Genomic DNA, 22,626 nt, shown 5'->3' on the forward strand with positions numbered 1-22,626 from the left:
GGGCGGAGCGCGGGGCGGGGTGGCCGCCCGCGGGTGTTGGGGGGGGGGGGGGGGCGGCCCGCGCCCCCCCCCCCCCCCCCCGCCCAGGTGTCACGTCTACACCGCGACCGGTGCGCCCGTGGCCAGGGAGCGTTCGGCGCCGGCCAGGATTTCGACCACGCGCAGGCCGAACTCCGCGTCGCAGGGGTGCGGTTGGCCGGTGGCGGCCGAGGCCTGGAGGGCGTCCAGGGCGCGGTGCAGGGCGGCGGCCGGGCCCTCGCCCCGCTCGGGCAGGTGGGCGATGCCGTGCTCGCCGCGCAGTTCCAGGCCGACGCCGCCGGCGCCGACCGGCGCGGTCAGGCTCAGTGCCAGGGTGCTGGAGGCGCCGTCGGCGTGCCGCAGCACCAGGTGGACGGTGTCCAGCGGGCCGGCCACCGCCGTGACCTGCGTCGCGTCGCCGAGCACCGGCAGCAGCACCGACAGCGAGTGCGGGCCGACGTCCCACAGCGCGCCCTTCTCCTCGCGCCACGGCGAGGCCGCGTACGGGCTGGTGCTGCCAGGGGCGAACACCGAGCCGAGCCAGTCCGAGCGGCCGGTGAACCAGCCGCCCAGGCCCGCCTGTTGCTCGATCCACGGGATCTGCTCCCCGCCGAAGCGGACGGTGAAGAAGACCACGGAGGCGACCTCGTGGGCCCGGACGGCCTCGGCCACGGCCTGCGCGTCCGGCACGGTCAGCGCGACCGGCTTGTCCAGCAGCAGGTGGCAGCCCGCCTCGGCGGCCCGTACCGCGAGGCCCGCCTGCACGGTCGGCGGCAGCGCGATCGAGACGGCGTCCACCTCGGCGAGCAGCTGGTCGAGGTCCGCGTAGCCGGGGACGCCGTACGCCCCGCCGAGGGCCGTGGCCGCCTCCGGCCGGCGGGCCCAGACGCCGGTGAACTCCAGCCCGGGGTGCTCGGCGAGGACGGGTGCGTGCACCCGCTCCGCCCAGGGGCCGGCGCCCAGCAGTCCGATCCGCACGATGTCTCCGTTTCTCCGTGGTGCGTAAAAGTGGTGCGTAAAAGTGGTGCGTGAAAAAAGGTTCAGCTCTGCACGCGGGCCAGCGTGAAGCCGTCGTAGCCCTTGCTGCCGACCGTCTGCACCGAGGTCGCGGTGACCCTCGGCTCGGCGGCGATCAGGTCGTGCAGGGCCCGGGTGCCGACCACCGCCGGGTTGGTGCTGTCCGCGTCGGCGACGGCGCCGCCGCGCACCACGTTGTCGACGATGATCAGCGAGCCGGGCCTGGTCAGCTGGAGCGCCCGCCGGAAGTACTCGGGGTTGCTGGGCTTGTCCGCGTCGATGAAGACCAGGTCGAAGGGCTCAACGCCCTGCTCCACCAGTGCGGCCAGCGAGTCGGCGGCCCGGCCGAGCCGCACCTCGGCGACCTTCTCCAGCCCTGCGCGCGCAATGTTCCCCTGGGCGACCTCGGCGTGCTTCGGGTCGATCTCCAGGGTGATCAGGGTGCCGTCCGCGGGCAGCGCCCGGGCCAGCCAGATCGCGCTGTACCCGCCGAGCGTGCCGACCTCCAGGATCCGCCGCGCGCCCTGGGTCAGCGCCAGCAGGTGCAGCAGCTTGCCCTGGTTGGGGGCGACGGCGATCTCCGGCAGCCCGGCCGCGTCGGCGGCGGCGACCGCGGCCTCCAGCGCCGGGTCGTGCCCCACCAGCTGCTCGGAGAAGTACGTGTCCACGGCATCCCACGTCGACTGGGTCATCGGGCCCTCCAGTTGTGCATGATCGGCAGGTACCCGCCGATGCTACTCCGAAGGCCCGACAGCCCCTCCGTGCTCAGTGCAGACGCCTCGTCACTGCGCTTACTGCGCTTATTCCGCGACGGGCGCCTTGGGGGCGGTCGCGGCGGCGGCCGCCTCCTCCGCCTCGATCTTGGCGTGGGTCTTGGCGGCCCGGCGCTTCATGAACCAGGCCGAGGCGCCGCCGACCAGCACCGCCGCGGCCAGGCCGGCCCAGGAGAAGCGGGACAGCCAGGGCTCGATGCTCTTGCCGACCTTGTAGACCAGCAGGGTCGTGCCGCCGGCCCAGACGATGCCGCCGAGCACGTTGGCGATCAGGAACTTCCAGTACGGCATCTTCAGCGCGCCGGCGAGCGGCCCGGCGAAGATGCGCAGCAGGGCGATGAAGCGGCCGAAGAAGACCGCCCACATTCCCCACTTCTGGAAGGAGCGCTCGGCGGTGGCCAGGTGGGACGGTCCGAAGTGCTTGGGGAACTTCCGTCCGAGCTTCTCGAACAGCGGCTTGCCGCCCTTGCGGCCGATCGAGTAGCCGATCGAGTCGCCGATGATCGCCCCGAGGATGGCGACCACCGCGATCCATTCCGGGCTCACCACACCCTTGACCGCCATCAGGGTGGCCGTGACCAGGGCGATCTCGCCGGGCAGCGGGATGCCCAGCGACTCCAGGCCGATGATCAGGCCGACCAGGGCGTACACCGCGGTCGGTGGGACGCTCTCGATCCAGGCGTCGATGTGCAAGGCCAGTACCTCCGTGGCAGGTCGGAACCGGCGCGGCCCTCAGCGGTGCCGCACGCCGATTCCGGCAGTTGTCCGATGGCGGCAACGCAGCCGCTTCCCCATAAGGGCAGCCTAACGTGCCGGGCGGCCTGTCCCCCCGGCCGATCACCCGTGGTTACGACGTGCGGTGGTTCCTCATGGTTCCCGCTTGACCAGCCGTTCTTCAAGATCCGGCAAAGCGAAGTGCGACCACGGACGGCCGCGCGTTCACCCGGCGCACGAGCGGCAGCACGGCGCGGAGCAGGCCCCGCCCGCCCTCCGGGTAGACCTCGCGCACGTCGGTCACCGCCGGGTGCGCGCCGGCCAGCTTGCCGTGCTCGTCCGCGTCCATGCCGAACGGCATCGGCGGCGCCTGGTAGTGCCGGTTCCGCAGCTTGCCCTGGACGGAGCGGGCGCTGAACCAGCGCGGCACCGCGTCCAGCACCATCGACCCACCGGGGAACCGTTCGGCGCAGGCCGCGATCAGTGCCCGTACCTCCTCCGGCCGCAGGTACATCAGCAGGCCCTCGGCGCAGATCATCACTCCGCGTGCCGGATCCACCTCGTCCATCCAACCCGGGTCGGTGACCGGGCAGGCGAGGATCCGGCGCCGGTCGTCCGGCGGCAGCAGCCGCTCCCGCAGCGCGGCCGTCTCCGGCAGGTCCACCGCCAGCCAGTCCGCCCGGCCGTTGTCGACCCGCCACGATTGGGTCTCCAGGCCGTCCCCGAGACCGACCACGGTGCCACGCGGGCAGCGGGTCAGGAAGTCGGCCACCTCACGGTCGAAGCAGGCCGCCCGCAGCGCCTGCAACTGGCTGACCAGCGCGCCCTCCCCGAAGCGCTCCGCGAACGGGAAGTCGATCCGGTCGACCAGCTCGACCGCCTTCGGGTCCTCCAGCACCGTGTCCGGCCGACGCGCCTCCACCGCGCGGTGCCACAGCGTCCACAACGCCGTCTCCGGCACCTCCGCCAACTCCGGCCGCTCCCCGCCGCTCATCGCTCACTCCTTCGGACGTGCTCCGCGCTGGACCTGCTCCGCGCCGGACGTGTTGCGCGCTCGGCGTGCTCCACGATCGACGTGCTCGACGCTCGACGTGCTCCACGCTCCGGCCTGAACCCGCCGATTCTGACACCCCGGACGCGGGGACGCTCGGGCCGCCGCGCCGCTCAGCCGATGCTGAACGCTCCGTCCGGCGGGGGCGGGGAGTCGGTGGCGTCGGCGTCCGTGACCGGGGCGGTGCGGCCGACCATGGCGGCCAGGTCGGCGCCGTCGGTGAGGCGGGCCGGGAAGATGTCGCCGGCCAGCAGCCGGGTGAGCTCGACGGCCGGGAGCGGGGCCGTCGAACCGGCGAGCAGGATGTTGCCGTACCGGCGGCCGCGCAGCACCGGGGCCTCGGCGACCAGGCAGGTGTACGGGAACACCGCGCCGACCGTCGCGGCCTGGGCCCGGGCGAAGGCCAGCGGCGGGCCGTCGGCCAGGTTGGCGGCGTAGCAGCCGCCGGGGCGCAGGGCGGCGGCGGCCAGCCGCAGGAACTCCACCGAGGTGAGGTGGGCGGGGGTGCGCGAGCCGTGGAAGACGTCCGCGATCACCAGGTCCCGGGTGCCGGGCGGGGTCTCGGCGAGGGCGGCGCGGGCGTCGCCGACGGTCGCGGTGATGTCCGCGCCGGGCCCCTGCCAGGGCAGGTGCTCGGCGACCAGGTCGAGCAGCGGCCCGTCCACCTCGACCACCCGCTGGCGCGAGCCGGGGCGGGTGGCGGCGAGGTAGCGGGGCAGGGTGAGCGCGCCGCCGCCCAGGTGCAGCACGTCCAGCGGCCGCCCGGCGGGGGCGAGGGCGTCGGCGAGGTGGCCGAGCCGCCGGGTGTACTCGAACTCCAGGTGGGTCGGGTCGGCGAGGTCGACGTAGGACTGCGGGGTGCCGTCCAGGGTGAGTAGCCAGCCGCCGTCCCGGTCGAGGTCCGGCATGAGCTTGGCGAAGCCGAGGTCGGTGTGGCGCCCGACCGGCACCGGCTCGTCCGCCGCCGCCTCGTGCGTCACCGACTCGTCCGTCACGCGCTCTCCCCCACGGCCTGAGCGTCCACGGCCTGGGCGTCCACCGGCCGGACGTCCGCCGGCCGGACGTCGAGGTAGGCGGCGAGCCAGCGGTCCAGTTCGGCGAAGGCCCGGGTGCGGGCGGCCTCGCCCGAGAGCACCAGGTCGTGCATGCCGCCCTCGATCCGGACGATGGTGACGTGCCGGCCCAGTCGCGGGCCCTGGCCCGCGATGTCGTCGGCGCGCAGCACGGCGTCCGCGTGGTGCAGGGCGTTGTGCCACTTGGTGGTCGTGATCGACCTGGTCGACGCCATCAGCAGCACCGGCACGTCGATCCCGAGCCCGTGCCGCAGCTGCCGGTGGCCCTGGTGGATGGCGGACAGCCAACCCGCGTACAGCGGGAAGCCCTCGGGGCGCTTGAGGGTGAGGTCGAAGTCCCACTCGCCCTCGTGGTCCTTGTGCAGGCTGTGCGTGTAGTGCGGGTTGAGCGTCGACGGCAGCACGCGGGTGGGCGCCAGCCGTCCGATCGCGGTGACGGCCGGGCCGCCGACGGTCCGCACGGCGGGCGCGGCCGGCATCGACAGGAAGGGGCTGTTCAGGAACAGCCCCTCCACCAGGCCGCGCCCCGAGCGCCGCCCAGCCCACAGTGCGCCGATCAGCCCGCCGGTGGAGTGCCCGTTCAGCAGCAGCCGCCGGTGCCCGTCCACCTCGCGGATGATCCGCACCGCCTCGTCGATCTCCTCGTCGTACTCGGCGAGGTCGCGCACGAAGTTCGGCGACTGGTGCGGGCGCAGGGAGCGGCCGTACTTGCGCAGGTCCAGGGCGTAGAAGGAGAAGCCGAGCGCGGCGAAGTGGTCGGCGAGGTTGGTCTGGAAGAAGTAGTCGTTGTACCCGTGGATGTACAGCACGGCCCGCTCCGCCCCCGGCACCAGCCGGCGCACCAGCGTCGCGCAGACCTCCCCCTCGGCGTCCGGCCGCAGCGTCAGCTCGGCCGTCTCGTAGGGGGCACCCAGGATGTCTTCCCGAAACTCCATCTGCGCCGCACCCGTCCTCATGCTCGACCTGCCGTCCGTCGCAGGTGTTCTTGATCCAGGACCCCGACAATACCGGCCGGTAGCCCGGGGCGGCCTGTCGGGCACCGGTCTGCCGGGCACCGGTGTGACCCGGCCGTCCGCGCCTCCTGATCGCTCCCCGTGCGCCTGCTGTGCGCCGGTGGTCATGTGGAACGCTACCCGGACAGATCCAACTCCGGTTGTCACGCAGGCGAGTTGAGGAGAACACATGCCGCAGGCCGGCCACACCGATCCGTCGCTGTACCGTTCGGCCGCCGAGGCGATCGCCGCGCCACCGGAGACGCTGGCGTACGTCGCCGGGTTCGACCGGGCCGGGGAGCGGCCGGACGCGCTGCTCACCGTGGACACCGATCCGGCGTCGGCGAGCTACGGGAAGGTCCTGAACTTCGCCGAACTGCCGACGCTGGGCGACGAGTTGCACCACTTCGGGTGGAACGCCTGCTCCAGCGCGCTGGCGCACGCCTGCCACGAGAACCCCGAGCGGCGCTACCTCCTCCTCCCAGGCCTGCGCTCCTCGCGGCTGCACGTGATGGACACCCGGCCCGACCCCGTCCGGCCGCGCCTCGTCAAGACCGTCGAGGCGGCGGAACTCGCCGCCAAGGCCGGCTACTCGCGCCCGCACACCCTGCACTGCGGGCCGGACGGGGTGTTCCTGTCCTGCCTGGGCAGCGGGGACGGGAACGACGGGCCCGGCGGGGTGGCGCTGCTGGACCACACCACCTTCGAGGTGCTGCGCGCCTGGGAGACGGAGCGCGGGCCGCAGCACTTCGCGTACGACGTCTGGTGGCACCTGGGGACGAACGTGGGGGTGACCAGCGAGTGGGGCACGCCCTGGATGGTGGAGGGCGGGGTCGTCCCGGAGCTGCTGCTGGGCCGCAAGTACGGGCACGCGCTGCACTTCTGGGAGCTGGACTCGGGGCGGCACCTGCAACGGATCGACCTCGGCGACCAGTACCAGATGGTGCTGGAGCTGCGCCCGGCGCACGATCCGCAGGCCGAGTGGGGCTTCGCCGGGGTGGTGACCAACGTCGAGGACCTGTCCGCCTCGGTCTGGCTCTGGTACCGGGAGGGCCCGGCGTTCACCGCGCGCAAGGTGATCGAGATCCCCGCCGAGCCCGCCAAGACGGAGGACCTGCCGCCCGCGCTGCAACCGTTCGGCGCGGTGCCGCCGCTGATCACGGACATCAACCTGTCGGTGGACGATCGCTGGCTGTACGTGTCCGCGTGGGGCACCGGCGAGCTGTTCCAGTACGACGTGTCGGACCCGTTCCACCCCCGCCTCGCCGACTCGGTGCGGCTGGGCGGTGTCGTCGCCCGCACCCCGCACCCGGCCGCGCCGGGGCGCCCGCTGAGCGGCGCCCCGCAGATGGTCGAGATCAGCCGGGACGGGCGCCGGCTCTACCTCACCAACTCCCTCTACGGCGCCTGGGACGACCAGTTCTACCCGGACGGCATCGAGCCGTGGATCATCAAGCTGGACGCCGACACCGAGGCGGGCGGGCTGAGCGTCGACGAGCGCTTCTTCCCGCACGGCGCCGACTTCCGGGGCCTGCGGGTGCACCAGACCCACCTCGCGGGCGGCGACGCCTCCTCGGACTCCTACTGCTACCGGTAGGACGTCCACCGGCGGGACGTCCGGCGGCGGGACGTGCACCGGCAGGACGTGCGACTACCGGCAGGACGTACGGCTAACGGGCGAGCGCCTGGTCGTAGCGGACCTGGGCCAGGGGCAGCCCGGCGGCGAGCAGTTCGGAACGGACGGAGGCGACCATGCCGGCCGGGCCGCTGACGCAGGCGAGGTGCTCGCGCCAGTCCCCGGCGCCCGCGACGGCGTCGGCGAGCCGGCCGGCGGTGACCGGCGTGAGCGCCAACCAGGGCTTGTGCAGGCCGAGTTCGGCGAGGGCGGACCAGTCGTAGAGGTCGCCGCGGTCCCGGGCGCCGACGAACAGGTGGACGCGGCGGCCGCGCGGGCGCTGGGCGGCCTGCTGCTCGACGATGGCCTTCATCGGGGCCAGGCCGGTGCCGCCGGCGACCAGCAGCAGGTCGCGGGTGTCGTCCTCGGGCAGCAGGCCGCCGCGCGGCGGGCCGAGGCGCAGCCGGTCGCCGACGCCGGTGCGTTCGACGAGGGCCGCGCTGACCCCGTCCGGCCCGGTGCGCCGGACGTGGAACTCCAACTCGTTGTCGGTACGCGGCGCGCAGCCCATCGAGTACTGCCGCCAGGTGTGCGGGAGCGTCGGGTGTTCGACCGTGCCGTACTGTCCGGCCCGGTACGGGTAGGGCTCGCCGGTGCGCACGCGCAGGACGGCGAGGTCGGGGCGGCGGCGCTCGTGGCCGGTCACCACGGCGTGCCAGTACGGGGGTTCGGTGAGCGCGGAGTCGGCGCCGGCGGTCATCGCCGCGACGGCGAAGCGCAGCATCCGGACCCAGGCCGCTTCCATCTCCTCGGTCCACCGGGCGGCCGCCCGGTGCCGGATCGCCGCGCACAGGGCCTCCTCGAAGGCCTCGTAGTGGACCGGCCGGACGCCCAGTTTGCGGTGGTCGCGCCCGAGTTGGCGCAGGGTCGCGGCCAGTTCGGCCGGGTGGTGGAGGTGGTCCACCAGGTGGCGGAGGATCCGTTCCAGGTGGGCCTGCTGGAACTCCATCGAGGCGGGGAAGAGCGGGCGCAGGTAGGGGCGGCGGCGGAACATCACCGCGTAGAGGTGGTCGATCAGTTCGGAGAGCGGGTCGAGCAGGCCGAGGTCGCGCCGGATCAGCCGTTGGTCGGCGGCGCCGTCGTAGCCGTCGTAGTCATCGGTGCCCCCGGCGCCGCCGTACGGGTCGGCGCCGGCCGGGTCGGGCGCGAAGGGCGAGGCGGGGGTGAGGAGTTGGCGCCGGAGCCGCATCGCGTGGTGGCGGGCGATCAGCCGGTCGTACTCGGCGGTGGTGCCGCTGGTGGTGTTTCCGCTGGTGGTGGTGTCCATGACCCGCCCAGTCAATCGCCGCCCGGTTACCGGCGAGAAGGGCCGATGGCCCCGATCGGACCCGGGACCATCGACCCCTTGACGGGAGGGTCTGGCCGGAAGGCCTACCAGGGGCGCTACCGGACGGGATCGACCGGGGTCGCCTCGGCAGGCTCGGCGGGCTCCGGGTGGAAGTCGGTGGCCGCCCAACTGGCCAGCAGGCGCAGGGACTCGGCGGAGCTGGAGCCGGGCTCGGCGTGGTAGGTGACGAGCACCTGGTCGACGTCCCCGGCCGGGCGCAGCGTCTCGTACTGGAGGTTGAGCCGGCCGACCACCGGGTGGTGCAGCCGCTTGGTGCCGTGGCCCTTGTCCTGGATGCTGTGGGCGGCCCAGAGGCGGCGGAAGTCGGCGCTCTTGAGGGAGAGTTCGCCGATCAGCGAGGCGAGCCTGGGGTCGTCCGGATCCCGTCCGGCGTCCAGCCGCAGCATGCCGACGACGTCGGTGGCCTTGCCGTCCCAGTCCTCGTAGAGCTCGCGGGCCGACGGGTCGAGGAAGAGCTGCCAGGCCATGTTGCGCTGCTCGGGCGGCATCGCGGCGAAGTCGCCGAGCAGGGCGGTGCCGAGCCGGTTCCAGCCGATGATGTCCAGGCGCCGGCCGAGGACGTACGCGGGCACGCACTCCATCGCGTCCAGGAGCTGCTGGAGCGCGGGCCGGACCCGCTGCGGGCGGGCGGCGGCCCGGCCGGGGCGGCGGCGGGCGGGCCTGGTGAGCCGGCCGAGGTGCTCGCGCTCGGCGGGGCTGAGCCGCAGCACGCGGGCGATGGCGTCCAGGACGGCGGCGGAGACGCTCTCGCCGTGGCCCTGTTCGAGCCGGGTGTAGTAGGCGGTGCTGACTCCGGCGAGCAGGGCCAGCTCCTCGCGGCGCAGGCCGGGCACCCGCCGCCGGGTGGTGCTGTCCGGCAGGCCCACGTCCTCGGGCCGCAGCCGGGCGCGGCGGGATCGGAGGAACTCGCTGAGTTCGGTGCGCTGGTCCATGTCTGCAGTATGCGGGGGATCCGGGCGGCGGGGGCGGGGGCAAGGGTGATACTGCCGTGCGTACGTTCCGCGGTCGTACGTCCGGGGTCCCTACGTGTGGCGTACGTACGAAGAGCTCTGGTCTGGCTGGTCGCGCCGCACCGGCGCAGGCTGGAAGCATGACGAACTCGACGAACGCAACGACGACGAGCACCACCGAGGGCACCACCCGCACGGTCGCCGCCTACGCCGCGGCGCGGCCCGACTCCCCCCTGGAGAAGACCACCGTCACCCGCCGGGCGGTGGGCGAGCACGACATCGTGATCGACATCAAGTTCTGCGGCATCTGCCACTCCGACATCCACCAGGTCGGCGAGGACTGGGGCACCGGCATCTTCCCGATGGTCCCGGGCCACGAGATCGCCGGCGTGGTCACCGAGGTCGGCGCGGGTGTCACCCGCTGGCAGGCCGGCGACCGGGTCGGAGTCGGCTGCATCGTCGACTCCTGCCGGGAGTGCGACAACTGCCGGGCCGGCCTCCAGCAGTACTGCACCGGCCAGGGCGGCACCGTCTTCACCTACAACAGCGTCGGCCACGACGGCCTGCCGACCCACGGCGGCTACTCCTCGAAGCTGGTCGTCGACGAGGCGTACGCGCTGCGCATCCCCGACAACCTGCCGCTGGACGCCGCCGCGCCGCTGCTGTGCGCCGGCATCACGCTGTACTCGCCGCTCGCGCACTGGGGTGCCGGGCCGGGCAAGAAGGTCGCGATCGTGGGCCTCGGCGGGCTCGGCCACATGGGCGTGAAGCTCGCCCACGCCATGGGCGCGGAGGTCACCGTGCTCAGCCAGTCGCTGCGCAAGCGCGAGGACGGGCTGAAGCTCGGCGCCGACCACTACCGGGCCACCTCCGACCCGGCCACCTTCACCGAGCTCGCGGGCACCTTCGACCTGATCGTCAACACGGTCTCCGCCGACCTCGACCTGAGCGCCTACCTCGGCCTGCTGCGCACCGACGGCACCATGGTGCAGGTCGGCGCGCCGGAGAAGCCGGTCACGGTGAACGCGCACGCGCTGCTCTCCGGCCGCCGTTCGCTGGCCGGCTCGATGATCGGCGGGCTGCCGGCCACCCAGGAGATGCTGGACTTCTGCGGCGAGCACGGCATCACCGCGGAGATCGAGCTGATCCGCGCCGAGCAGATCAACGAGGCCTACCAGCGGGTGCTGGCCGGCGACGTCCGGTTCCGCTTCGTGATCGACGCCGCGACGATCTGACCGTCCCGGCCTGACCCCGCACTCCCCCGTGCCCCGACGCCCCGCCCCCTGGTGCTCTCCCATCACCAGGGGGCGGGCGCCGTCGGGGCGCCTCGGGCTAGACCCCGGCCGGGTCGGCCCCGGCCCCGGCCGTGCCCGCTCGGGACGACCGGCGTTCCTGGCGCCGGTCCTCCCGCCGTTGCCGCCCCCGGCGCAGCGGCTGATCGGGCAGCCAGCCGAAGGTGAGGCAGGCGCCCACCAGTCCGAGCAGCATCCCGATCACGAAGCCGCCCAGGTTGGAGGTGAGCCAGCTCGCCAGCGCGGCGAGCACGGCGAGGACGGAGTAGAACAGCCGCTGAGCCGGGTTGAACAGGATCAGCAGGCCGCACAGCACCATCACCGCCGGCACCAGGTAGCCCGCCAGCCCCTGCATCCCGATGTGCAGGACGACGGGCAGCGGGGCACGCAGGGTGAACAGGATCTCGGCGCCGCCGAACAGCACCAGCAGCCCGCCCCAGAACGGCCGTTGGCCCCGCCAGTCGCGTTTGACCGGTCGGGTGGTGGCGGGAGCCGGGGCGGGAGCCGTCCCCACGGCCCCCTCCGCGACGCCCTCGCCGGAACCGGCCGACTCCGGTACGGACTCCGTCATGGTCAGCAGCCCTGGGAGCTGAAGCTCAGCCGCAGGTTGGGCAGTTTGAACCCGACGGCGGTGCTCGCGTAGTTGTGCTGCTTGAGGTGCGTCAGCACGACGGTGTCGGCCTGCTGCCCGAAGACGCCCGGGTTGCCCTTGCCCGCGTTGCCGGCCTTGGTGTACGTGCTGGCGTCGCCGCCGATCTCGATGTTGGTGAACTCCGCGTCACCGGACAGCATGTCGGAGTCGGTGGTGAGGTCGGTGGCGGCGACGGGGGTGCCGGCGTCGCCGGCGTGGATCACCAGGTTGACGCCACCGAGGTCCACGCTCTGGCACAGGTTGGTGATCTCGGCCTTCTTGATCGCCGAGACCGCGACCAGCACCTGACCGCCGGTGGAGCCCTGGTTGGGGCTGTCGGGGATCATCGAGTCCAGGCTGCCGAACTGGGCGAAGCCCTTGCCGTCGAGCTTGTCCGCGGTGATCGTGAACGGCATGCCGCTGATGGAGAACTGGGCGGCGAGTACGCCCTGGGCGGTGAGGGCCATCAGGACGGCGCCCGCGGCGACGGCCGGAACGGCCATCCAGGCGCTGCGCTTGAGCCGTACCCGCCCTCTCCTGCTGCCGGTCGGCGTCTCCGGGGTCTCGGCCGCGGCGGCGGCGTCCTCGGACATGGCCATGTGTGCTCCCTGTTGGGTGGGTGGGATGTGCAGGCACTGGCACGGTGCCCTGGCGCGGACAGCGTTCCACGGCCCGACCGGGCCGCCCGCCCCTCGGCAGCGGGGCGGGCACGGTCAAGCCGCGCTTTGAGTAACTGGGAAGCTACTGCCCGGTAGTGGCCGGGTCAATACGGGTGCACGAAGGATCTTCACCGATCGGAAACCCGAGCCGGACGGCCGCCTGCGCCGGGCCGAGGAAGGGCGCGAGACAGAACATGCTCAACACCGGAAGGAGTTCCGGAAGTTGAACCGTCCGGCCGGAGTCGATCCGCCGGTAGAGCGCGCTGTAGACCCCGCCCACCACGGCGTCCACCAGCTCCACCACCCGCACACCGACCGGCGGTTGGGGCACCTCGGCGAAGAACGCCCGGAACCGGGTGAGGAGTTGGTCCCGCTCGCGGCGTCCGGCCGGTCCGACCGCCTCGATCTCGATCACCGCCATGGTCGCGAAAGCCGGTGTCCCCGCCAGCAGATGGAGCATCGCGCCGAGCGCCTGCCGGATCCCGGCGCACCAGTCGGACTCCGCCGCGAAGGCCGCCGCCATCCGCCGGAGCACCACTCCGGTGCCGTGCCGGTGCGCGGCCAGGAAGGCGTCCTCCTTGCCGCTGAACAGCTCGTAGAAAACCGGCCTGGTCACACCCGCCGCGCGGCAGATGTCGCTGACCGTGGCGTGCTGGTAGCCGCGCGCGGCCACCGTCTGGACCAGCCCGTCGAGCAGCCGCTCGCGCTGGGTCGCGGCCACCACGCCCGGGGGCAGCCGGCTCGGGCCGCGCTTGATGGACCGGGCCGGGTCACGACCGGCCCGCGCGCCCGGCAGCAGGATCACGTCGGCACTTCGGAGGTGTTTCCGTTCCATCACCAACTCCTGTTACCTGTATTGACATTGACGCAACATCGGGTTTACAACACTGACAGGTTTCCAACCGGTGGGCGACCCTGTCACCACCGGACGACCTCCAGGGGCTCCGGCGGCCCCGGGCGAACAGCCCGGGCCACGGGACCACGAGCGGACGCAGGCCCGCGGCGGTGGCAGCCGCCGACGTGCACTCCTGCACTCGCAGCGCACGTCCGCACCTTCACACCGCTGTGCCGTACGAGCGGGCCCGTGGCGCCGGGCCCGCCGCACCACGGCCCCGCGAAGCCCCCGGTACGCCATGCCCACGCACCTCCCCCGCCGTGCACGCCACCACACCCGCACCGCGGGCCACCCCCACCCGTCTCCGCACGGAGAGAGGTCACCCTCATGCGCTTTCGCCGTACGCTCGGTACCGCCGCCCTCGCCGCCCTCGCCTTCACCTGCGCCGCCGTCGCACCCGCCCAGGCCGACGGCTCCGCGGTGCTGACCACCGGCAGCAGCAGCGGCCCGGACGTCGCCGTCGGCGACGTCCTCACCGCCAGCCTGGTCTCGGGCACCGCCGCCACCTTCTACAGCAGTGCCAGCGGCACGAGCGGCATCAGCTGCGCCAACTCGGCCTTCTCCGCGACCGTGACGGCCAACCCGGCCGCCCCCGGCAGCGCGGTCGAGCAGCTCAACACCCAGACCTTCGGTTCCTGCTCCTCCAACGTCCTCGGCGTCACCGGCGTCAAAAGCATCACCGTCAACAACCTGCCGTTCACCAACACCGTCGGCGACGGCCCCGGCAACCCGGTCGCCCTCACCCCCGGCGCGGCCGGCGCGATGAAGACCACGGTGGTGCTCAACACCATCCTCGGCAGCATCAACTGCGTCTACCAGACCACCACCGGGATCAACGGCACCACCTCGAACACCGGCAACACCATCGGCTTCTCCTCCCAGCCGTTCAACCTGGTCTCCGGCTCGGGCCTGTGCTTCTCGACCGGCTGGTTCAGCGCCACCTACGGCCCGGTCACCGACACCTCGGTGGCGGGCAGCCCGCTCATCTTCGTCAACTGACGACCCGAGGGGCACGCACCAACTGACGTCCGATCAGGCCCCGTCGACTGACGGCCGAGACCGGCGGGAACAGACGGGCGGTGTACGGCGGCCGTGGTTGCCGTACACCGCTCCGGCGCGCCCGCGCGCCCGCCAGGTGATCCGGCAGCACGCCACGACCCCGGCCCCGCGCCGCGCCACCCCGCCGAAGCCCCGAGACAGCGAAGTGACCGGCCGGTAGGGTGCTGCCGCACGGACAGGGCGGACAGGAACGGGGCGGGCAGATGAGCGGCGACGGCACGGGGTTCTTCGCATCGGTGGCGGACACCGCCGACCAGCTGGCCGCCACCGGCTACCTGGCCTCCACCGCCGTGGCCACCACCGTCTTCCTCGCCGACCGGCTCGGCAAGCCGCTGCTGGTCGAGGGCCCCGCCGGGGTCGGCAAGACCGAACTCGCCAAGGCGGTGGCCGCGGTCGGCCGGGCCCGGCTGGTCCGGCTCCAGTGCTACGAGGGCATCGACGAGGCCCGCGCCCTCTACGAGTGGAACCACGCCAAGCAGCTGCTGCGGATCACCGCCGGCCGCGACGAGGGCTGGGACGAGGCCCGCACCGACATCTTCGGCGAGGAGTTCCTGCTCACCCGCCCGCTGCTCACCGCCATCCGCGGCGACGAGCCCACCGTGCTGCTGATCGACGAGATGGACAAGGCCGACGTCGAGGTGGAGGCCCTGCTGCTGGAGGTGCTCAGCGACTTCCAGGTCACGGTGCCCGAACTCGGCACCATCGCCGCGAGCCGCCGCCCCTTCGTGCTGCTCACCTCCAACGCCACCCGCGAACTGTCCGAGGCGCTGCGCCGACGCTGTCTCTTCCTCCACCTCGACTACCCGGACGCCGAGTTGGAGCGGCAGATCGTCCGGCTCAAGGTGCCCGGCCTGGACGACACGTTGGCCGCCTCGCTGGTCCGGGTGGTCGGCGCGCTGCGCGCGATGGACCTGCGCAAGGCGCCGTCCGTCGCCGAGACCATCGACTGGGCCCGCACCCTGCTGGCGCTCGGCGCCGACACCCTCGACGAGGCGGTCGTCCAAGAGACCCTCGGGGTGATCCTCAAGCACCAGGACGACATCCGGAAGGCCGCGCGGAAGCTCACCGTCGCATGACCACCGCCCCACCGCCGGCCGACACCGCCGCCCGGCTCACCGGCCTGGTCCGCGCGCTGCGCGGGCACGGCCTGCGGATCGGCCCCGCCGAGACGGTCGACGCGGCCGCCGTCCTCGACGTCCTCGGGCTCGCCGACCGCGAGCAGATGCGGGCCGGCCTGGCCGCCGCGCTGCTGCGCTCGGACACCCAACGGGCCGCCTTCGACGCCACGTTCGACCTGTTCTTCCCGCTCGGCGTCGGCACCCCCGAGGCCGTCCGCGCCGACCCGCCCGCACTCCCGGACGACCCCCGGCCGCCGCGCCCCGGCCGGCCCGACCCGCTGCGCGACGACCTGCGCGAGCGCCTCGCCGCCGCCCTGGCCGCCGACGACCGGGCCGCCCAGGCCCGGCTGGCCGGCGAGGTGGTGGAGGCCCTGGGCCGGTACGGCGCCGGAGCCACGCCGGCCTCGGACGGCTGGTCGGCCCACCAGGCGCTCGGCCGGCTCGCCCCCGAGACGCTGCTCGCCCGGATCCTCGCCGCCCTGCGCGAGCAGGCCACCGCCCCGGACCTGTCCGACCGCGTCCTCGCCGACGAGATCCGCCGCCGCATCCAGGACTTCCGCGCCCTGGTCGCCACCGAGGCCCGCCGCCGGGTCGCCGAACTGCGCGGCGCCGAGCGGATCGCCGAACGCGCCGTCGCACCCACCGCCGACCGGATCGACTTCCTCGCCGCCGGCCGCGACCAGCTCGCCGAACTGCGCCGCACCGTCCACCCGTTGGCCCGCAAGCTGGCCACCCGGCTGGCCGCCCGGCGCCGCCGCGCCGCACGCGGACAGATCGACCTGCGCCGCACCCTGCGCCGCTCGCTGTCCACCGGCGGGGTGCCGCTGCGCCCGGCCTACCGGCTGCGCCGCCCGGCCCGGCCGGAACTGGTACTGCTGTGCGACGTCTCCGGCTCGGTGGCCGGATTCGCCGACTTCACCATGCTGCTGGTGCAGGCGATGAGCGAACAGTTCAGCAAGGTACGGGTGTTCGCCTTCGTGAACCGCACCGCCGAGGTCACCGCCCTGCTGGCGCGCGGCGACGCCGACCCGGCCCGGCTCGCCGCCCGGATCCTCACCGAGGCCAAGGTGATGGGCCACCACGGCAACAGCGACTACGGCTCCGCCCTGGGCGAGTTCGCCGAACGGCACCTGGACGCGGTCGGCCCGCGCACCAGCGTGCTGATCCTCGGCGACGCCCGCAACAACCACCGCGACCCGAACCTGGACGCGCTGCGCCGGATCGCCGGCCGGGCCCGGCGGGTCCACTGGCTCAACCCCGAGCAGCCCGCCCTCTGGCCGACCGGCGACTCCGCCGCAGCCGCCTACGCGGGCGTCGTGGAGATGCACTCCTGCCGCAACGCCCGCCGCCTCGGCGAACTGATCGCCCGCCTGCTGCCGGTCTAGGGAGCTTCCGAGTCCGTTGCCGTGGCGGCCGAAGCCTGGGCCTACGCCTCGGCCTGAGCCTGGGCCTGCGCCTGCGCCTGCGCCTGCGCCCGGGCCTCCTCGGCCGCCACCTGCGCGGCCCTGGCGGCCAGCGGGTTGATGTCGGCCCGGCGCGCCGACTGCATGGCCGTCAGCCGCTGGACCACCACGATCGCCGCGACGGCCGCGACCAGGCGCAGCACCGAGCCGGCGGCCTCCACCCGAATGGTCTCGCGCAAGTCCCCCAGGCTGGCGAGCACCGTCACGTCCACGTGCTTCATCTTCGAGTTGGCGATCCGGTTGACCACCAGCGCGCCGATCCAGGTGGACCACCACAGGACCAGGACCTTCTCCGACACCGCGCGACGCCGTCCCTCCGCGTCCAGCGGAGCGCTCGCCCGCCAGCAGTCCACCATCAGCTGCCAGGGGAACCAGAGCAGGACGACCGGGGTGACCCAGGCCCCGATGGTCCAGCCGCGTCCGAGGCGGTGCCCGTTCGGCAGCAGCAGGTCGGCATTCTGGCGGATGCGGTAGAACCAGATGATGAACACCACGGCGGTGACCATCATCAGCGGAATGACGGCTTTGTCCAGCCCGTTCGCCAGGGAGTCCAGGGCATCGAATTCGTCAAGGCCGATGTCGCCCGAGCCGTCCACCAACCGGCCCAACAGGACATCGCCCCAGACGTCGGCCACGACCGCCGCCGCCGCCAACACCGCGTTCAACCCCAGCAGGACGTAGACCGCCACGGCAAGGCCGTTCGCCGGTCGGAGCGCCGCCGCCCAGCCCGGGGCCGCCTCCGCGCAGCCGAAGCAGCGTCGGCTCTCGGTCCCCGCGGGACGCGCCCCACACGCCACACACACCATCAGATCGTCAACTCCTGGAATCGCCGCGTGCTCGGACTCGCACGCCGGTGCCGCCAGCGCCCCGACCGGGGCGGGCGCGCCGACTCTAGGGGATCACCGACGTCTGCTGCCAGCAGGATTTCGCAGCTCAGAGGCGGTATCGCCAGATAAACGACAGATCGCGCGGGAATCGAGCCCCGGGGAACCGACTCCGGCTCACCACCCCCACCCCGCGCGCCCGTCCCGATCGAGACGGGTGTGCGGTCGACGGGCCCCGGGCGCAGGACTGGTGAAGGGGTGCGAGCGTCCCGGGGAGGTCGAACGCGGCGTCAGGCCGAGGGGACGGGCAGCAGCCGGTAGGCGTCCCCGTCCGTGAGCACGCGGCCGGCGGTGGGCGGCGCGAAGTGGGTGCCGAGCAGCAGGGTGTCCGTGTCGGCGAGGGAGCCGAGGAGCTTGCGGCGCGAGGCCTCGGACTGCCGCGGGTCGATGTCGACGCAGGCGCCGATGGCGGGGTGGGCGAGCTGGACCGGGTGGTGGATGCAGTCACCGGTGATCAGCGCCGCCTCGCCCCGGCTGGTCAGTTCGACGGCGACGTGGCCGGGGGTGTGACCGGGGGTGGGGATCAGGCGCAGGCCCGGGGCGATCTCGACACCCTCGGCCGGGACGTCGACGAGGTCCAGCAACCCGGCCCGCTCGACCGGGATCACGGAGTCGAGGAACATCTGCCTGCGCGCCTCCTCCAGGTCGTACCCGGCCCAGAACTCCCGCTCGGCGCGGGAGGTGAGGTAGCGGGCGTGGGGGAAGGTGGGGACCCAATCGCCGTTCACCTCCCGGGTGTTCCAGCCGACGTGGTCGGCGTGCAGGTGGGTGAGGATCACCAGGTCGACGGAGTCCGGGGGGAAGCCGGCGGCGGTGAGGCGCTCCAGGTAGTCGGTCCGCAGGTGGCGCCAGGCCGGGTTGGCCCGCTCCTTGCCGTTGCCTATGCCGGTGTCGACGAGGACGCGCAGCCCGCCCACGGTGAACGCGAAGCTGTGGCTGTCGAGGTGCAGGACGCCCTCGCGGTCGGCGAAGTGGGGGTGCAACCAGTCGTGGCCGGTCACCACCTCGGGGGTGGCCTCGGGCAGCAGCCAGGGCCCGGTCGCGGGTGGCAGGAGGGTCTCGTCGATGCGGTGGACGGTGACGCCGCCCACCGTCCAGACGGGGGCGGGGGCGTCGGACGTGGCGCTGGACATGGGGACTCCTCCCGTAAACGCAATCCGTTTGCGTTAAGCCATCGTAGGACCTACAGTCTGGCTAACGCAAACGGTTAGCTTTTGCTGCGGGTGCCATCTCGCGCCAGCCCCGATCAGGAGAGAACGCCCATGTCCTCCGCCGAACGCCCCTCAGGCGAACCACCCACCACCGACCTCACGCCACCCGCCACCGACCTCACGCCGCCCGAGGCCGCCCGCTGGGCCGCCCGGGCCGGGCTCCCCCTGCCCGCCGACCGCCACGACGCGGTCGCGGCCACCGCCAACCAACTGCTCTCCGTCGTCGCCGTCCTGCGGGAGCTGGACTTCGGGGACACCCCGCCCGCCAGCGCCTACCGCGCGGAAAGCCCCCACTCCACGGAAGAGGAGGAGCACGATGCAGCCGCATGAACTCTCCCTCGCCGCCGCCGCGGAGGAGATCCGGGCCCGGCGACTGTCCCCCGTCGAACTGGTGGACTCGGTCCTCGACCGCATCGAGCAGGTGGAACCGCACCTCGGCGCCTACGTCGCGGTCACCGCGGAGCGGGCGCGCCGGGCGGCCCGCGAGGCCGAGCACGAAGCGGCGCGCGGCCTGCACCGGGGGCCGCTGCACGGAGTCCCGATGGGGCTCAAGGACCTGATCGACGTCGCCGGGCTCGCCACCACGGCCAGTTCCCGGGTCCGCGCCGACCACCGCGCGCAGACCGACAGCACGGTCGCCGCCCGCCTGGCCGCGGCCGGCGCGATCCTGGTCGGCAAGACGCACACCCACGAGTTCGCCTACGGCCTGACCACCCCGCAGACCGGCAACGCCTGGGACCGCGAGCGGGTCGCCGGCGGCTCCAGCGGCGGATCCGCCGTCGCCGTCGCCGCGGGCGCCGCGACCTTCGCGCTGGGCACCGACACCGGCGGCTCGATCCGGGTGCCCGCCGCGCTCAACGGGGTCGTCGGCCTCAAACCGACCTACGGCCTCGTCCCCCGCCACGGCGTCACGTCCCTGTCCTGGTCGCTGGACCACGTCGGCCCGATCGCCCGGACCGTCGAGGACACGGCCCTCGTCCTGGACGCCCTCGCCGGGCACGACCCGCGCGACCCCGCCTCGCTGGCCGCCCCCGCCGTGGACCACCGGCCGGGCGCGGGCACGGACCTGGCGGGGCTGCGCGTCGGCGTGCCGCGCAGCTACTACTTCGACCACGTCGACGCGGAGGTGGAGGCCGCCGTCCGGCGCGCCATCGGGCACCTGGAGGCACTCGGCGCACGGCTCGTCGACGTCGACATCCCGATGACCCGCTACCTCCAGGCGACCCTGTGGGGGCTGGTGGCGCCGGAGGCCGCCGCCTACCACGAGCACTCCCTGCGGGCGGTGCCCGAGCTGTACCAGGCGGACGTCCGCGTCCTGCTGGAGGCCGGCGAGCTGATGACCGCCGGGGACTACCTGCGCGCCCAGCGCTCCCGGACGCTCATGCGGCGGGAGTGGGCCCGGATGCTGGAGGAGGTCGACGTGATCGCCGCCCCGACCGTCCCGGTCACCGCGGTACGGGCCGACCAGGAGACCGTCACCTGGCCCGACGGCACGGTCGAGGGCGTCCCCGACGCCTATGTGCGCCTGTCCGCCCCCGCCAACATCACCGGGGTGCCCGCCCTGTCCGTCCCGGTCGGCCGGGACGCGGCGGGCCTGCCGATCGGCATGCAGCTGCTCGGCCGGCCGCTCGGGGAGCGCACGCTGCTGCGGGTCGGCCACGCCTACGAGCGGACGCAGCCCGCGCGGGCGCTCGCGCCGGCGGTCTGAGAACAGCAGGCGGGCCGGGCCGGACGGCGCCGGCCCGGCCCGGCCCGGCTCCGAGGCGAGCGCCCCGGCACCCCGGCACCCCGGCACCCCGGCACCCCGGCACCCGTAAACGCAAGGATTGTGCTTTAAGGTGTTTATCATGAGTCGCAAACAGATGGTGCGCCCCGGCGGGCGCAGCGCCCGGGTCCAGGCATCGGTGCACACCGCTGTGCGTGAACTCCTCGCCGAGGTGGGCCGCGACGCGCTGACGGTGCCGCTGGTCGCGCAGCGCGCGGGCGTCACCCCGTCGACGGTCTACCGCCGCTGGGGCGACCTCCAGGAACTGCTGTCCGACGTCGCCGTGGAGCGCCTGCGGCCCGACACGGCACCGGAGGACCTCGGCGACCTGCGGTCCGACCTGACGGCCTGGGCCGAGCAGTTCCTCGACGAGATGGCCTCCCCCTCGGGCCGCGCCTACATCCGCGACGCCCTGCTCGGCGACCCGGACGGCGGCAACGCCGGCCAGTGCTCGGACTACGCGGCCGAACAGGTCGACGCCGTGCTGAGCCGGGCGGGCGGCCGCGGGGAGGACACCCCCGCCGTCGAGACGGTCATGGACGGCGTCGTCGCCCCCCTGATGTACCGCATCCTCTTCCGCCCGGCCGGCCTCGACCCCGCGTACGCACGCCGACTCGTGGCCGAACTCCTCGACCCGTACGGGGCCGGTCCGTCGAGCGGATGATCGTTCGCCGGGCGAGGACGGGCAGCTCAAGTCATGAACGGGCAGCTCAAGTTATAAGCTGCTGCGGGACGTTCACGAGCCCGGCCGGTGGTCGGGACCTCGCCTGGGAGGAAGCGTCGTGGGGAAGAAGATCCCGGTCCGGACCGGATGCCAGAACTGTTCGCGGTGCACCGGCTCGATCGGCGGCAACGCGGCCCGCAAGACGGTGCGGGGTACCGGGGTGGCGCTCGGTGCGGTGGTCACCGTCGGCCTGAGCCTCCTCTTCATCCGGAGGTGCCGCGCCTGCGACCACCCCATGGGCAGCCACCACCACCACTGATCGCGCCGCCGGACCTCCGCCACCCGGCTCCGACCCGGCACCCGGGCCGGAGCCGGGCGGGCGTCAGGCGTCCAGGTGCTTGAGGAAGTCGAGCAGCGCCTCGTTGACCTCCGCCGGGCGCTCCTGCTGCGTCCAGTGCCCGGTGTCCGGCAGCCGGACGTGGCGGTGCAGCTTGGGCACCCGGCTCAGCAGGTGGGCCAGCACCGCCGGCGGGACGAGCGCGTTCACCATGTCCTGTTCGCCGGCCACGTACAGCGCCGGCACGTCGATCGTCACGCCGTCGAAGGCGGCCATCAGTTCGGCGTTGCGGTCGATGTTCCGGTACCAGTTGAGCCCGCCGGTGAAGGCGTGCTCGCCGTGCAGGGCGTAGTCGGCCGCGAGGGCGTCGATGTCCGCCTCGGTGAGCCAGGCCGGCAGCTGCGCCGGCTCCGGGATGGTGTCCAGCAGGGCCTTGCCCTCCGGGACGACCCACGGCTGCGGCTTCCCCTCGCGGAGCAGGCCACCGCCCAGGATGCGGCGGAAGCTGGACTTCACGTCGGCCGCCAGTTCGGCGTCGGCGCGGCCCGGCTCCTGGAAGTAGATCTGGTAGAAGCCCTCGCCGAAGTTCTCCCGGGACTCCCGCAGCGGCCGCGGCCCGCCGGCCAGCGGCGGCACGCTCAGCCCGGCGACCCCGCGCACCAGGTCCGGCCGCAGCGCGGCGGTGGCCCAGGCGACCGGCGCGCCCCAGTCGTGCCCGACCACGACGGCCCGCTCCTCGCCGAGCGCGCCGATCAGCGCCGTGACGTCGCCGACCAGGTGCAGCAGGGAGTACGCGTCCACCCGCTCGGGCTGCTCGCTGCGGGCGTAGCCGCGCTGGTCGGGGGCGACGACCCGGTAGCCGGCCGCGGCGAGCGGGGCGAACTGGTGGCGCCAGGAGTGCCAGCTCTCGGGGAAGCCGTGCAGCAGCAGGACCAGCGGGCCCTCGCCCTGTTCCGCGACGTGCAGACGGACGCCGTTCACCTCGACGTGGCTGTGCTTGATCGCGTCGTTCAAGTCCCGCTCCCAGTCCGGTGGAA

At 73.6% G+C, this 22,626-nt stretch carries 23 protein-coding genes; 9 read left to right on the top strand and 14 right to left on the bottom strand.

What is annotated here, in order from left to right; all coding sequences use genetic code 11:
- Nucleotides 1–96 precede the first annotated feature (96 nt).
- The 6 genes from ACFV6D_RS16175 to ACFV6D_RS16200 all read right to left on the bottom strand — a co-directional run bounded on the left by ACFV6D_RS16175 (nt 97) and on the right by ACFV6D_RS16200 (nt 5,581).
- Nucleotides 97–996: a Gfo/Idh/MocA family protein gene (locus ACFV6D_RS16175; RefSeq protein ID WP_380343101.1), complete on the bottom strand. Its 900-nt coding sequence runs from the start codon at nt 994–996 to the stop codon at nt 97–99.
- Nucleotides 997–1,058: 62 nt separating this feature from the next.
- Nucleotides 1,059–1,727 (bottom strand): O-methyltransferase, encoded by a 669-nt coding sequence (locus ACFV6D_RS16180; protein ID WP_380560212.1) that lies wholly within the window; start codon nt 1,725–1,727, stop codon nt 1,059–1,061.
- A gap of 108 nt (nt 1,728–1,835) precedes the next feature.
- Nucleotides 1,836–2,501 carry a DedA family protein gene (locus tag ACFV6D_RS16185; RefSeq protein WP_063346141.1) on the bottom strand — a complete coding sequence of 222 codons (666 nt, stop codon included), beginning with the start codon at nt 2,499–2,501 and terminating at the stop codon, nt 1,836–1,838.
- Between the two features lie 202 nt (nt 2,502–2,703).
- Nucleotides 2,704–3,516 carry a class I SAM-dependent methyltransferase gene (locus ACFV6D_RS16190; RefSeq protein ID WP_380560214.1) on the bottom strand — a complete coding sequence of 271 codons (813 nt, stop codon included), beginning with the start codon at nt 3,514–3,516 and terminating at the stop codon, nt 2,704–2,706.
- A 170-nt stretch (nt 3,517–3,686) separates the two neighbouring features.
- On the bottom strand, nt 3,687–4,481 hold the full coding sequence (locus ACFV6D_RS16195; RefSeq protein ID WP_380560254.1) for a spermidine synthase: 795 nt from the start codon (nt 4,479–4,481) through the stop codon (nt 3,687–3,689).
- 83 nt (nt 4,482–4,564) lie between these two features.
- Nucleotides 4,565–5,581 carry an alpha/beta hydrolase gene (locus tag ACFV6D_RS16200; RefSeq protein WP_380428926.1) on the bottom strand — a complete coding sequence of 339 codons (1,017 nt, stop codon included), beginning with the start codon at nt 5,579–5,581 and terminating at the stop codon, nt 4,565–4,567.
- A 247-nt stretch (nt 5,582–5,828) separates the two neighbouring features.
- On the opposite strand from ACFV6D_RS16200, the gene ACFV6D_RS16205 reads away from it, so the two are divergent.
- The gene (locus ACFV6D_RS16205) at nt 5,829–7,235 is read left to right on the top strand and encodes a selenium-binding protein SBP56-related protein (protein WP_380371526.1); all 1,407 of its coding nucleotides are present in this window, start codon (nt 5,829–5,831) and stop codon (nt 7,233–7,235) included.
- A 73-nt stretch (nt 7,236–7,308) separates the two neighbouring features.
- Here the strand turns inward: ACFV6D_RS16205 and ACFV6D_RS16210 are convergent, their stop codons facing one another.
- Nucleotides 7,309–8,580, bottom strand: a complete 1,272-nt coding sequence (locus ACFV6D_RS16210) for a globin domain-containing protein (protein ID WP_380560215.1) — start codon at nt 8,578–8,580, stop codon at nt 7,309–7,311.
- A gap of 116 nt (nt 8,581–8,696) precedes the next feature.
- Nucleotides 8,697–9,593 carry a helix-turn-helix domain-containing protein gene (locus tag ACFV6D_RS16215; protein ID WP_380560217.1) on the bottom strand — a complete coding sequence of 299 codons (897 nt, stop codon included), beginning with the start codon at nt 9,591–9,593 and terminating at the stop codon, nt 8,697–8,699.
- A 158-nt stretch (nt 9,594–9,751) separates the two neighbouring features.
- Between ACFV6D_RS16215 and ACFV6D_RS16220 the strand changes: the two genes are divergently transcribed.
- The gene (locus ACFV6D_RS16220) at nt 9,752–10,846 is read left to right on the top strand and encodes an NAD(P)-dependent alcohol dehydrogenase (RefSeq protein ID WP_063346147.1); all 1,095 of its coding nucleotides are present in this window, start codon (nt 9,752–9,754) and stop codon (nt 10,844–10,846) included.
- A gap of 97 nt (nt 10,847–10,943) precedes the next feature.
- Here ACFV6D_RS16220 and ACFV6D_RS16225 read toward each other — a convergent pair whose 3' ends face one another.
- The 3 genes from ACFV6D_RS16225 to ACFV6D_RS16235 all read right to left on the bottom strand — a co-directional run bounded on the left by ACFV6D_RS16225 (nt 10,944) and on the right by ACFV6D_RS16235 (nt 13,028).
- Entirely contained in the window at nt 10,944–11,474 is a 531-nt protein-coding gene (locus tag ACFV6D_RS16225; RefSeq protein WP_380560219.1) for a DUF6114 domain-containing protein, read from the bottom strand.
- A gap of 2 nt (nt 11,475–11,476) precedes the next feature.
- The gene (locus ACFV6D_RS16230; RefSeq protein ID WP_063346148.1) at nt 11,477–12,133 is read right to left on the bottom strand and encodes a DUF6230 family protein; all 657 of its coding nucleotides are present in this window, start codon (nt 12,131–12,133) and stop codon (nt 11,477–11,479) included.
- Nucleotides 12,134–12,275: 142 nt separating this feature from the next.
- A complete protein-coding gene (locus tag ACFV6D_RS16235; RefSeq protein ID WP_063346149.1) occupies nt 12,276–13,028 on the bottom strand; it encodes a TetR/AcrR family transcriptional regulator in 753 nt (250 codons plus the stop codon).
- Between the two features lie 387 nt (nt 13,029–13,415).
- Here ACFV6D_RS16235 and ACFV6D_RS16240 point away from each other — a divergent pair, with 387 nt between their 5' ends.
- From ACFV6D_RS16240 to ACFV6D_RS16250, 3 genes are all read left to right on the top strand, one after another.
- The gene (locus ACFV6D_RS16240) at nt 13,416–14,087 is read left to right on the top strand and encodes a hypothetical protein (protein ID WP_063346150.1); all 672 of its coding nucleotides are present in this window, start codon (nt 13,416–13,418) and stop codon (nt 14,085–14,087) included.
- 263 nt (nt 14,088–14,350) lie between these two features.
- Nucleotides 14,351–15,223, top strand: a complete 873-nt coding sequence (locus ACFV6D_RS16245; protein WP_380371543.1) for an AAA family ATPase — start codon at nt 14,351–14,353, stop codon at nt 15,221–15,223.
- Nucleotides 15,220–16,650: a VWA domain-containing protein gene (locus ACFV6D_RS16250; RefSeq protein WP_380424010.1), complete on the top strand. Its 1,431-nt coding sequence runs from the start codon at nt 15,220–15,222 to the stop codon at nt 16,648–16,650. The genes ACFV6D_RS16245 and ACFV6D_RS16250 overlap by 4 nt, the downstream gene beginning before the upstream one ends.
- A gap of 41 nt (nt 16,651–16,691) precedes the next feature.
- On the opposite strand, the gene ACFV6D_RS16255 is transcribed toward ACFV6D_RS16250, so the two are convergent.
- Both ACFV6D_RS16255 and ACFV6D_RS16260 read right to left on the bottom strand, forming a co-directional pair.
- Nucleotides 16,692–17,417, bottom strand: coding sequence for a DUF4328 domain-containing protein (locus ACFV6D_RS16255; protein ID WP_380424009.1), 726 nt, complete (start codon nt 17,415–17,417; stop codon nt 16,692–16,694).
- 425 nt (nt 17,418–17,842) lie between these two features.
- Entirely contained in the window at nt 17,843–18,745 is a 903-nt protein-coding gene (locus ACFV6D_RS16260; protein WP_380424008.1) for an MBL fold metallo-hydrolase, read from the bottom strand.
- A gap of 129 nt (nt 18,746–18,874) precedes the next feature.
- On the opposite strand from ACFV6D_RS16260, the gene ACFV6D_RS16265 reads away from it, so the two are divergent.
- The 4 genes from ACFV6D_RS16265 to ACFV6D_RS16280 all read left to right on the top strand — a co-directional run bounded on the left by ACFV6D_RS16265 (nt 18,875) and on the right by ACFV6D_RS16280 (nt 21,571).
- Nucleotides 18,875–19,153 (top strand): hypothetical protein, encoded by a 279-nt coding sequence (locus ACFV6D_RS16265; RefSeq protein ID WP_380424007.1) that lies wholly within the window; start codon nt 18,875–18,877, stop codon nt 19,151–19,153.
- Nucleotides 19,140–20,531, top strand: a complete 1,392-nt coding sequence (locus ACFV6D_RS16270; RefSeq protein ID WP_380424006.1) for an amidase — start codon at nt 19,140–19,142, stop codon at nt 20,529–20,531. The genes ACFV6D_RS16265 and ACFV6D_RS16270 overlap by 14 nt, the downstream gene beginning before the upstream one ends.
- Before the next feature lie 139 nt (nt 20,532–20,670).
- Nucleotides 20,671–21,252 carry a TetR/AcrR family transcriptional regulator gene (locus tag ACFV6D_RS16275; RefSeq protein WP_380560221.1) on the top strand — a complete coding sequence of 194 codons (582 nt, stop codon included), beginning with the start codon at nt 20,671–20,673 and terminating at the stop codon, nt 21,250–21,252.
- A 118-nt stretch (nt 21,253–21,370) separates the two neighbouring features.
- Nucleotides 21,371–21,571, top strand: a complete 201-nt coding sequence (locus tag ACFV6D_RS16280; protein ID WP_063346158.1) for a hypothetical protein — start codon at nt 21,371–21,373, stop codon at nt 21,569–21,571.
- A gap of 63 nt (nt 21,572–21,634) precedes the next feature.
- Here the strand turns inward: ACFV6D_RS16280 and ACFV6D_RS16285 are convergent, their stop codons facing one another.
- Nucleotides 21,635–22,603, bottom strand: coding sequence for an alpha/beta fold hydrolase (locus tag ACFV6D_RS16285; protein ID WP_380560223.1), 969 nt, complete (start codon nt 22,601–22,603; stop codon nt 21,635–21,637).
- Between the last annotated feature and the right edge of the window lie 23 nt (nt 22,604–22,626).

The organism is Kitasatospora sp. NPDC059812, from assembly GCF_042732075.1.
Lineage (GTDB): Bacteria > Actinomycetota > Actinomycetes > Streptomycetales > Streptomycetaceae > Kitasatospora.